Genomic DNA, 10,832 nt, shown 5'->3' with positions numbered 1-10,832 from the left:
GAGCCACTCGCTCTGCGACTCGTCGGCGGCCGCACCGAGCAGGATCCGGTCCAGTGCCGTGCCGAAGGTGTTCTGCGGGAAGTCCCCGAGCCCGAAGGCGTTTCGCTGCCCCTTGCCGATGCCCCATCGGGCGCCGGCGGCGGCGGTCCACTCCTGCAGCCGTTCGAGGTCGTCGTCGACGAGGCCGAACCGCCTGCGCACCGGCGCGGCGGCGGCGAGGTCGAGGACCTCGCTGGCGGTCACCCGCGCGTCGGCGAGGTCCACGAGCGTCGACACGACCGCCAGCACCGGGTTGGTACGGCGCAGGCCCCGATCGGCCAGACGCACCCGCAACCGGTGCCCGGGGTGTCCGGAAGCGTCGCGGTGGGCGAGGGCGCCCTGACCGAAGGCGGCCTGCACGAGCGGCGCGTAGGTCTCCACGTCCGGGCACATGACGACCACGTCGCGCGGTTCGAGACCCGGATCGTCCGCGAACAGGTGCAGCAGGCACTCGCGCAGCACCTCGACCTGCCGGGCCGGGCCGTGACAGGCGTGGATGCGGATCGTGCCGTCGGCGACCGCGGAGCGGGCCGGGGGCCGGTCGGCGCGGAGGTCGTCCTGCAGCCGGCCGAGGAGGGTGTCGGGGCCGGGCCGGCCGGTGTGGTGCACGTCGGCGACTCCGGGGCCGGCCAGGTGCGCGCGCAGTTCGCGCACGTCACGGGCCAGGCTCGCCAGGAGGGGGTGTTGCACCGCGAGGGCGCTGCGGTCGTCGGCGCGCCGGCGCACCGGCTCCGCGGCCGCCTGCCCCTCCCACATGACCGGGCTGGGGTGCGGAATCCACAGGTGCACATCGCGGTTCGCGGCGATCGCGGACAGCACGGCGCACTGGGCGACGGTGAGCCGGGTGGGTCCGAACAGCGACAGCCGCGACGGCCAGTCCACGAGCGCGGGCTCGGCGCGCAACCGCGCGCAGGCGGCGGTGAGCCGCTCGGCGGGACTGTCGTCGCCGATGCGCTCGCGCAGCCGCCGCCACAGCCGTGCCTGCCACCCGAGGTGGTCGGCGAGGCCGTGGCCGGTGCCGTCCGTATCGCGTCCGGCGGCCCAGTCGACGAGCATCTCCGGGCGCTGCGTGGAGTAGCTGCGGAACAGGCCGGCCAGGTGGGCGGCGGTGGCGTAGCGACGGCCGGCGCGGTGATCGACGCCGTCGCGGCCGAGATGCCGGGCGAGGACGGTGCACCACGATTCGTCGAGGCAGTCGTCGACGACGTCGAGCAGCGTCCACAGCATCCGGTCGGGATGCCACGGGTCGTCCTCCGCAGCCCGGCCGGTGGCGGCGGCCAGTGCCTCGTCCACCAGCCGTGCCGGCGACGGGTGGTCGATGTTGGCGGCGACGCCGTCGCCGCAGGTGCCCCCGAGCACCGTCGACAGCCGCTGGGTCAGCCACCGCTCGACCCCCTTGGCGGGGACGGCGACGAGCTCGCGGGCGAACGGGTCGGCGAGGGGCACGGCGAGCAGGTCGGCGAGGGCGGCCGCCAGGGTGTCGGCGCGCTCGGCGCGGTGCAGCGTCAGCACGCAGGTCCCCTCGTCGCTCGGTGTGTTCCGGTCCTCCACCGGCTTATCACACCGCGGTGACAGGGCTCGCCGCCGCGGCGGTGCAGCAGGCGCGGCGCGGGCGGTCGCGGCAGGTCAGCGCGACAGCCACGCCGCGATCGCGATCCGATCGTTCTCGACGATCTGCAGGACCATCCCGTGCACCATCGACTCGATCCGGCCCCCGAGGAGCGGGACCCGGACCACGACCTGCCCCTGTACGTCGATGAACGTGCCGCCGGTCTCGCTCACCCGCAGCCGCGAGCGTCCCTCGAGGGCGACGGGCAGGCCGGTGGCGCCTCCGGACATCCGCCCCTCGGCGGCCTCGCCCATCAGCGGACCCCATTCGTCCGTGCGCTCGATGACCAGCGGGCCGCGCAGCATCCCGCGCACGATCGACGGCAGCTCCGAGGGTTCGGACCGGTCCGTGACGGTCACGCGCAGGGTGCCCGGACCGTGCGGTTCCTCGACCACCGCGGTGGCGCTCGCCCGGTCCGCCACCCGGTCGAGCCAGTACCGCTCGTCGATCAGGGCCGCGTGCACGTCCCGGACGTGGTGGTCCAGCTCGGTGGTGAAGGCGAAGGACTTCGGCATGAGCTGCACATTATCGGCCCGCCCGGACCGTTGACAGGGCTCCGCCCCGATGCAACACTGAACCTAATGGTTCAGTATTCGAGTCTCGATGCCACGTTCGCGGCGTTGTCGGACCCCACCCGGCGCGGGATCCTCCAGGACCTGCGTGCCGGACCGGCCTCGATCAGCGACCTGGCCGCCCGGTACCGGATGACGCCGACCGGGATCACCAAACACGTCCGGCTACTCGAGGAGGCAGGTCTCGTCGTCACCGAGAAGAAGGGCCGGGTGCGCTACTGCCGGCTCGGCACCAACCCGCTCGAGCGGGAGGCGGACTGGATCCGCAACCACCAGCAGATGATCGAGGGCCGCATGGACCGCCTCGCGGAGTTCCTCGACCGAACGAAAGGAACGTCATGACCACCACGAATCCCTCTGCTCCGCTTGCCGTTACGACGCCCAGCGAGCGCGAGATCCGGGTCGAGCGCGTCTTCGACGCCGACCGCGACCGCGTGTGGGCCGCCTACACCGAGCCCGAACTGCTCGCCCAGTGGTGGGGCCGGGGCAACCGGCTCGACGTCGAACGCTACGAGTTCGAACGGGGTGGACACTGGCGGTTCGTCGAGCACAGCGACGGCGAAACCCACGGGTTCGAAGGGCGATTCCGGGAGATCGCGCCCAAGGACCGCATTGTGCAGTCCTTCGAATGGGACGGGATGCCGGCATACGTCGCCATCGACACCGCGACGTTCGAGGACCTCGGCGACGGCCGCACCCGCGTGGTCACCGTCTCGCAGTTCCACACGCCCGAGGAACGCGACGGCATGCTGAACTCCGGCATGGCCGAGGGTCTCGGCCAGAGCTACGACGCGCTGGACGCGCTGCTCGCCCGGATGTGACCGCCGTCCGGGCTCAGCGCCTCCCCGCGGTGCGGGGCTCAGCGACCGGAGGCGGTGTCGCCCTCCTCGTCGACCTCGTCGGACCCCGTGTCGACGAGGTCGGCGAACGCCGTGCCCGACACCGTCCCCCCGGTCCCGGGCAGGGTCACCGTCGGCCGAGCCCCCGGCTCGTACCGGCGCTGCATCTCCTCCGCCTGTTCCTTCGCGCGGCGCTTCGTGTCCTCGTCGATGTTCTCCAGCGGATCCTCGGGCCTGTGCTCGGTACTCAACGGTTTCGCTCCGATCCCCTCGCGGTGCACCTGGCCGCCGGTCGCCCGGCACCCCTCACGATCCTCCGCATCGGCGCCCGGCACCACCCCCGCCGACGAATCGGCCGAGCCGGGCCGCGGAGACCCCGCGGACCAGTAGGCTCGTGCGCATGGCTGTATCGCCGATCCGAACCCCGAGGTAGGTGGCGCCATGGCGAAGCTCATCCTGGGCCCGGTCCTTCGGCACGTCGGTCGCAGCGACGCCACCGTGTGGGTGGAGACGTCGGACCCGTGCACCGTCGAGATTCTCGGCCACCGGGAGCGCACCTGGACCGTGGCCGGCCACCACTACGCACTGGTGGTGATCGAGGACCTCGAGCCCGGCTCGACCACTCCGTACGAGGTCCGCCTCGACGGCGATCCGGTCTGGCCGCACCCCGACTTCCCCGCGTCCGTCGTCCGCACCCTCAGCGACGACGGGCCGCTCGAACTGGCCTTCGGTTCGTGCCGGTTCGCCACCACGTCCGCCACCGAGAACGACGACAAGCTCGGCGCCGACGCCCTCGACGCATACGCGCAGCGCATGATGACCCGGACCCCGGACCGGTGGCCCGACGCGCTGCTGCTCCTCGGCGACCAGGTCTACGCCGACGAACTGTCCGAACAGACCCTCGCGCGGGTCCGCGAACACCACGACCTCGACGAGCCTCCCGGCCCGCAGGTCCGCAACTACGAGGAGTACACCTGGCTCTACGCCGAGTCGTGGTCCGATCCGCACGTGCGGTGGCTGCTGTCCACCGTCCCCACGTCGATGATCTTCGACGACCACGACGTGCACGACGACTGGAACACCTCGCAGTCCTGGCGCGACGAGGTCGAGGCCACCTCGTGGTGGGAGGAACGCATCGTCGGCGGGCTGGCGTCGTACTGGGTGTACCAGCACCTCGGCAACCTCGACCCCGTCCAACTGGCGGAGAACGCGCTGTACCAGCGCGTCCGGAAGGCAGACGGGGACGCCGAGCCGCTGCTGCGCGAGTTCGCGTCGGCCGCGGACGAGGAGGCCGACGGCGCGAAGGGCGCCCAGTGGTCCTACCGGCGCGACCTCGGGAGGGTGCGACTGCTCGTGATCGACTCGCGGTGCGGGCGGGTCCTGTCCGGCGGCCAGCGGGAGATGGTCTCGGACCCGGAGTTCTCCTGGATCGAGCGGCAGACCCAGGGCGACTACGACCACCTGCTCGTCGGGACGTCGCTGCCGTGGCTGCTGCCGCGGGCGCTGCACGACCTCGAATCCTGGGACGAGCGGCTCGCCGCCGGGGTGCGCGGGAATCGGGTCGCCCGCTGGGCGGAGACCGTCCGTCGCGGCGCGGATCTCGAGCACTGGGCGGCGTTCCGCGACTCGTTCGACCGGCTCGCCCGGCTCTTCGCCGACATCGGCCGGGGCCGTTGCACCGAACCGTCCGGCCGTCCCCCCGCGACGATCTGCGTGCTCTCGGGCGACGTGCACCACGCCTACGTCGCGCAGGCGCGGTTCCCGGATCCGATGCCGACCCGCGTGTACCAGCTGACCTGCTCGCCGCTGCACAACTACGTGCCCGCCGCGGTCCGGGCGGTGTTCCGCATCTCCTGGAGCCGGGCGATGGAACGGACCGTGCGCTTCGCGCTCGGGCGCGTGTCGGAGGTGCCGCCGGTGCCGATCGAGTGGACCAAGGCGACGGGACCGTTCTTCGGCAATCAGATCGCGACGCTGCGCCTGGCCGGCCGCGCCGCGCATCTGGTGCTGGAACGGGCCGGCCGGGTCCCGCACGGTCCCATCGGCTTCACCACCACCGCCGACCTCGTGCTGTCGACGCCGGACGAGACCACGTGACCCTGCGGACCGCGAGGCGGGTCCGGTGACGGGATCCGGCACGCGTTCCTGGTGGGGCTGGGGCACGGTCGAGGACGCGGTGCGCGGCGCCGAGCTGCGGGACCTGGTCGACCGTGCCTCGGCCCTGCTGCCCGGCGCCGACCTCACGGACCACCCGCCGCCCGACGTGCCGTCGCTCGGACTGCCGCCCCCGCGGATCGTTCCACCGGATTCCCTTGCGGCGCTGTGCTCCTCCGACCCGACGGACCGGGCCGCCCACACCCACGGGCGCGCGTTCCGGGATGTGGTCCGGAACCTGCTCGGCGACCTGCGCCATCCGCCCGACCTCGTCGTGCGGCCGACCGTCGAGGGCGAGATCGTGGACGTCCTGGACTGGTGTGCCCGGGTGCACGTCGCCGTGATTCCGTTCGGCGGCGGCACGTCCGTCGTCGGCGGTGTCGAGCCGCGGCTCGACGGCGACTTCTCCGGTGCGGTGAGCCTGGATCTCGGTGCCCTCGAAGGAGTTCGGGAGATCGACCGCACGAGCCGGGCGGCCCGCATCGGGGCGGGCACCCTGGGTCCCGCGCTCGAAGACGAACTGCGCCCGTCCGGTCTGACGCTGCGCCACTTCCCGCAGTCGTTCGAGTTCTCCACGCTGGGAGGCTGGCTGGCCACGCGTTCGGGAGGCCACTTCGCGACCGGATACACCCACATCGACGACCTGGTGGAGTCGATGCGGGTCGTCACCCCGGCGGGCACGTGCGAGTCGCGTCGCCTGCCCGGCTCGGGAGCGGGACCGTCGCCGGATCGCCTGTTCCTCGGTTCGGAGGGGGTCCTCGGTGTCGTCACCGAGGCCTGGATGCGGCTGCATCCGCGCCCCCGGTGGCGAGCGGACGCGTCGGTGCACTTCACCGACTACGGAGCGGCGGTGGCGGCGACCCGCGCCGTCGCCCAGTCCGGTCTCCGGCCCACCAACTGCCGGTTGCTGGACCCCGTCGAGGCGTTCGTCCACGCGGCCACGCCGTCGGCGGGCGGTGTCCTCCTGCTCGCCTTCGAGTCGGCCGATCATCCCGTGGACGCCTGGATGGACCGCGCCGTCGAACTGTGCCGCGGGCACGGCGGCACCCTGCCGGAAGCGCCGCGGCGCACCGGCTCGGCCGGCGACGAGAGGGACACGGACGCCGCGGGCAGGTGGCGGTCGTCGTTCCTGCGCATGCCGTACCTGCGCGACGCCCTCGCCGCGCGGTCGATGATCGTCGAGACCTTCGAAACCGCCTGCACGTGGGACACATTCGATTCTCTTCGGGCGGCGGTGCACGACGCCGCGAACGACGCGATGCGCCGGGCGGGCGCGACGGGGGTGATCGCGTGCCGATTCAGCCACGTGTACCCGGACGGCCCCGCACCCTACTTCGGCATCTACGCCGCGGGCCGGTGGGGCAGCACGGTGGCCCAGTGGGACGACATCAAGGTCGCCGTGTCGGAGGCGATCCTCGCTGCGGGCGGCACGATCACCCATCACCACGCGATCGGCCGGGATCACCGGCCCTGGTACGACCGTCAACGCCCCGAGCCGTTCGCGGCGGTCCTGCGGGCGGCCAAGTCGGCTCTCGACCCGGCGGGCATCCTGAACCCGGGGGTCCTGATCGGCCCGGTGGCATCCGCGCCGGACGGCCCTACGTCGTCGTGAACCGGTCCATGATCGAGCGGGCGCAGCGCACCACGGTGTCGCGGTCGTACGAAACGACGTAGTCGAACTCGCGGTCGAGGTCGGCGGTGCCGCGATGCAGGTCCACGGCCGACAGCACGCACGCGAAGTGCGGGCCGAGGACGACGACGTTCCACTCCTCGACGAGCTGGTCGTCCGGGTCGAGCGGCGCGTGGTGGATGCCCGCCTCCGCGTAGTGCCCGAGGCCCACGCCGTACACCCCGGCGTACGCGATCCGGTCCGCCATGTACTGCCACCGCGCGCGGGTGCGCTCACCGAAGTGCCGGGCGTACTGGAAGGTGCCGAGCACGATGGTCTCCGGGCCCGCGGCGCCGGCCTGCTTCTCGAGATTCGTGCTCATCGCGACCAGGAGGCGCTTGAGGCTGCGCACGGGCCGGCGCCCCACCGAGGCGATCGCGAACGGGGTGCGCGCCTCCTCCGGGCGGACGCTGCGGACGGGTGCGGGCGGGAAGGGGTCGATCCCCTCCTCGTCGAGTTGTTCCGGGGTGTCGACGGCGGGGTACAGCGCGCCGAGGCCGTACGTGGCCCCGAGCCCCAGGGCCCGTCGCCGGCACAGTTCCGAGTCGACGCCGTCCGCGATCACGAGCGCGCCCGTCCGCTCGACCTGGGCGGCCACGGCGTGCGCGGTACGGGCGGTGTCCGTGTCCGCACGATGGGCCAGCAGCCGCGCCGCGAGGATGATCACGTCCGGTTCGACGAGCGGCAACAGGGCCAGGGACTGCGGACGCGACCCGACCTCGTCGACCGCGACGACCTTGCCGCTGCGGCGGGCATCGGCCACCGCGCGCAGCGTCCGCGACGGGTTGGCCGTCAGGGACTCCTCCGTGATCACCACGATGTCGCGCCGCAATCCCTCCGAATCGGGAACGTCGAGGCTCTCGACCGACTCGAGGTCCATCGCCACCAGCGCGGGTACGTTCCGGACCGGCCTCGACTGCGCGACCGACCACTTGAGCCGGTCGAGGTGCCACTTCTCGCTCATGGTCCGCGCCGCGACCCGCAGGGCCTCCGCGGTGGCGAGCGGCCCGTCCGCGGGGCCGCGCAACTGGACCTCCACCGCCGCGAGCGCGCCCGAGTCCAGCCGGCGCACCGGCGCGTAGGACGGCGTCACCTGCAGGCCTGCGGCCTCGGGATCCGCGTGCCGGGTGGGGTCGGAGAGGACGAACACCATGACCCCAGCGTCGCATGCGCGACCCGCTGCGCAAAGGCCGGTGCGGGCGACGGGCCCGGTCCCGACCTTCCCCAGCCGGGACCGGAGATCACACGACGGCGACCAGCACCGCGGCCAGCCCGCCGACGAGCAGCACCACCGAGATCCCGATCAGGAACGACCCGGCGATCGACGCCGCCACCAGTCCCCCACCGAGGCCGAAGAGCGTCAACAGAATCCACCCGACCCCGGGGCTCTCGACGAGCGGGGCGGCCCGCTCGGAGGACGCGGTTCGCTCGGAGGACACGGTTCGCTCGGAGGACACGGTGGGGGATGCCGGTCTGGTCGCCATGGTCACGTCCCAACCTCGTGCGCACCGCACAGTCGTCGCCCGACCGTTGCTGCTGATGCTCCTGAGCCTGACGTGCTTGAGCATGCCCCCCTACGGTGACATTCCCACCCCTGCCGACATCACCGAACGGCAACAAACGGTCACGAATGAATAACAGACCCGGGAGGGTCTGCCTCGGATCCGGCGCCTCTCCGGGGGGCCCCGGTTCCGGTGAGGTTCGGTTCCGGAGAGGTTCGGTGCCGGAGAGGTTCGGTGCCGGAAGAGGTTCGGTTCAGCCCTCGGACGTCCCGCACGGGGCGAGTTCGAACACCGGGTGGCGGTCGGCCTCGGCCGCGAATTCCTCCGGGGAGGCATTCTTGTCGGCCTGGAAGTAGTCCCGGGTCGCGGATGCGATGGCCACGTACTTCTGCAGGACGGGTCCGGCCTCCCGCGCCGACACCTCCCGGATCGTGTAGTGACGGGTGCGGAACCTGCGGGTCAGGCCGATGCGGCCGGAAGCGCGCGCGTTGAGCACCCAGGGCACCACACCGTAGGGCGCTACCAGCCAACGTCGGCCCGCATGCTCGACGACCGTGACCGGGTTGGCGCGCTTCCGGCCGGTGCGACGACCCCGGGTGGTCAGCAGGTACGAGTGCGGGACGACGCCGGCCCGGACCAGCGCGCTCATCAGGGCGTTCTCCAGGCGATGAGCCCGGCCCCTGCGATACCGGCGGATCGGCCGCGCCGCGCCGGGGCGGTTCCCGGCGCCGGGCCCCTCGTCCGGAACCGGACGGTCGGGCTGGGCAGGGGAATTCACATCGCGGGAACTCACATCGCGCTCCTTTGCGCCGGAGATCGGGCGAGCAGGGTGCACGACTCCCACCACGGCCGCCGTCGTCGGATTCGTCCCACCGGAGATTTGCCCCCGGGCGCGGAAATGTCAACCTGCCCGAGACAGGTCGGTGACCGGGCATCGGGCGGGCGGGCATCGGCGGGCCGACGCCCCGGGTGCCTAAGGTGGGCCGCACAGGTGACCGCGGCGTGCCGCGCGGTCGAATCGAGGAGGAACCGACGATGAGTGCACGTACTCCCAGCGATCGCACCCCCAGCCAGTGGGAGGAGATCACCGCTGCCGATCCCGCGCATTCCACGTGGTACGTGGAGCGTTTCCGGTCGATGGCGGCGGAGGGCAAGGACATCGTCGGGGAGGCACGCCTGGTCGACGCGATGCTCGGCCGCGGCGGACGGGTCCTCGACGCGGGGTGCGGACCGGGCCGGCTCGGTGGCTATCTGCACGATGCCGGTCACGTGGTGGTCGGCGTCGATGTCGATCCGGTGCTGATCGCCGCCGCGGAGGAGGATCATCCCGGTCCGACCTGGCTCGTCGGTGATCTCGCCGAGCTGGATCTGCCGGCCCGCGGGGTCGCGGCCGATTTCGACGTCATCGTCTGCGCGGGCAACGTGATGACGTTCCTGGCGCCGTCCACCCGGGGTGCGGTACTGGCGAGCTTCGCCCGTCATCTCGCGCCCACCGGCCGGGCGGTCGTGGGGTTCGGGGCCAACCGGGGCTACGAGTTCCCGCAGTTCCTCGCCGACGCCGCAGCCAACGGTCTCGTGGTGGACCTGAAGCTCTCGACCTGGGATCTGCGCCCGTTCACCGACGAGTCCGAGTTCCTGGTGGCGGTGATGTCGCGCGCGGACTGATCGCCGGCGTCGGGGCCGGACCAGCAGGCCCCCGATCACATCCCGCTGGATGTGTCCTCCCTCACACCGTGTTACCCGTCGGTAGGAGCCGGGTAGCCGAATCGTGTCACGTCGGTGAGCCCCATCGATGACATCGACCGAAGGAGCGAACGCACGATGACCAAGACCGACACCGCTACATTGCTCACACAGCTGCGAGCACTGCTCGACCTGACCAACACCGAGATCCAGGTCGCCGAGACCCGCATTCCCCAGGCCCGCACCGACGCGGTCCGCCGCGAACTGACCGAGAACGCCGCCAACGGCCGGGCCCGCGCCGAAGCCATCGAGCGCACCATCCGTGAGCTGGGCGGACTGCCCGACGTCATCGGCCCGTTCGTCGGCCGCGCCGCCGCCGCGGTGAAGGCCATGGCCGAACAGGCCCAGCCGTTCGACGAGGCACTGCTGGGCGACCTCGCGCTCGAGCACCAGCTACTCGACCGCGCCCGCTACCTCAAGGCCCTCGCCACGGCGGCCCAGGCCCCCGCGGTCGTCGGCCTGGCCGACCGGCTGATCACCGCCCACAGCGCGACCGTGGAGTGGCTGACCACCGTCCTGGCCGAGGATGCGCTCGGCGGACCCGCCGCGCTGCGGCGCACCCCGCTGCAGGCCGCCGCGGGCGCCGCGGTCCGCATCGTCAACCTGCCCGTGACGTGGTCCACGCGCGGTATCGACCGCGCGATCGACGCCGCCCGCTCGACGCGGCCCGCCCTCGGCGCGCTGCTGGCGCGCGGCGCCCACGCC

General features: G+C 72.6%; 12 protein-coding genes. 6 read left to right on the top strand and 6 right to left on the bottom strand.

The features are described from left to right. The coding region (locus tag CQZ88_RS08180) for an exodeoxyribonuclease V subunit gamma (protein ID WP_146034276.1) at positions 1-1,551 on the bottom strand (1,551 nt) is incomplete at its 3' end. Between the two features lie 114 nt (positions 1,552-1,665). Further along, positions 1,666-2,163 carry a DUF2505 domain-containing protein gene (locus tag CQZ88_RS08175; protein ID WP_006948023.1) on the bottom strand — a complete coding sequence of 166 codons (498 nt, stop codon included), beginning with the start codon at positions 2,161-2,163 and terminating at the stop codon, positions 1,666-1,668. 66 nt (positions 2,164-2,229) lie between these two features. Here CQZ88_RS08175 and CQZ88_RS08170 point away from each other — a divergent pair, with 66 nt between their 5' ends. Both CQZ88_RS08170 and CQZ88_RS08165 read left to right on the top strand, forming a co-directional pair. Next, complete coding sequence (locus CQZ88_RS08170) at positions 2,230-2,562, top strand: metalloregulator ArsR/SmtB family transcription factor (protein ID WP_043799194.1); 333 nt, start codon at positions 2,230-2,232, stop codon at positions 2,560-2,562. Then, entirely contained in the window at positions 2,559-3,041 is a 483-nt protein-coding gene (locus CQZ88_RS08165; protein ID WP_006948019.1) for an SRPBCC family protein, read from the top strand. Before CQZ88_RS08170 ends, CQZ88_RS08165 begins: the two co-directional genes overlap by 4 nt. Positions 3,042-3,079: 38 nt before the next feature. Here the strand turns inward: CQZ88_RS08165 and CQZ88_RS08160 are convergent, their stop codons facing one another. After that, positions 3,080-3,280, bottom strand: a complete 201-nt coding sequence (locus CQZ88_RS08160) for a hypothetical protein (protein ID WP_260502470.1) — start codon at positions 3,278-3,280, stop codon at positions 3,080-3,082. 220 nt (positions 3,281-3,500) lie between these two features. Between CQZ88_RS08160 and CQZ88_RS08155 the strand changes: the two genes are divergently transcribed. Both CQZ88_RS08155 and CQZ88_RS08150 read left to right on the top strand, forming a co-directional pair. After that, the gene (locus CQZ88_RS08155; RefSeq protein ID WP_043799190.1) at positions 3,501-5,156 is read left to right on the top strand and encodes an alkaline phosphatase D family protein; all 1,656 of its coding nucleotides are present in this window, start codon (positions 3,501-3,503) and stop codon (positions 5,154-5,156) included. Positions 5,157-5,181: 25 nt separating this feature from the next. Then, a complete protein-coding gene (locus CQZ88_RS08150) occupies positions 5,182-6,825 on the top strand; it encodes an FAD-binding oxidoreductase (protein ID WP_102799565.1) in 1,644 nt (547 codons plus the stop codon). Here CQZ88_RS08150 and CQZ88_RS08145 read toward each other — a convergent pair. From CQZ88_RS08145 to CQZ88_RS08130, 3 genes are all read right to left on the bottom strand, one after another. Further along, positions 6,812-8,035, bottom strand: a complete 1,224-nt coding sequence (locus CQZ88_RS08145) for an EAL domain-containing protein (RefSeq protein WP_006948007.1) — start codon at positions 8,033-8,035, stop codon at positions 6,812-6,814. The two genes, CQZ88_RS08150 and CQZ88_RS08145, sit on opposite strands and share 14 nt — an antisense overlap. An 88-nt stretch (positions 8,036-8,123) precedes the next feature. Continuing rightward, the gene (locus tag CQZ88_RS08140) at positions 8,124-8,321 is read right to left on the bottom strand and encodes a hypothetical protein (protein WP_006948005.1); all 198 of its coding nucleotides are present in this window, start codon (positions 8,319-8,321) and stop codon (positions 8,124-8,126) included. Positions 8,322-8,637: 316 nt separating this feature from the next. After that, complete coding sequence (locus tag CQZ88_RS08130; RefSeq protein ID WP_231385873.1) at positions 8,638-9,177, bottom strand: nitroreductase family deazaflavin-dependent oxidoreductase; 540 nt, start codon at positions 9,175-9,177, stop codon at positions 8,638-8,640. Positions 9,178-9,419: 242 nt separating this feature from the next. Between CQZ88_RS08130 and CQZ88_RS08125 the strand changes: the two genes are divergently transcribed. Next, a complete protein-coding gene (locus CQZ88_RS08125) occupies positions 9,420-10,049 on the top strand; it encodes a bifunctional 2-polyprenyl-6-hydroxyphenol methylase/3-demethylubiquinol 3-O-methyltransferase UbiG (protein WP_044475844.1) in 630 nt (209 codons plus the stop codon). Positions 10,050-10,205: 156 nt separating this feature from the next. Further along, positions 10,206-10,832 (top strand): ferritin-like domain-containing protein (locus CQZ88_RS30665; RefSeq protein WP_258008508.1); only part of this gene is annotated, 627 nt, incomplete at its 3' end.

This window comes from Rhodococcus sp. ENV425 (assembly GCF_002887785.1).
GTDB lineage: Bacteria > Actinomycetota > Actinomycetes > Mycobacteriales > Mycobacteriaceae > Rhodococcus > Rhodococcus aetherivorans.
This window is presented reverse-complemented; position numbering and strand designations above follow the sequence as displayed.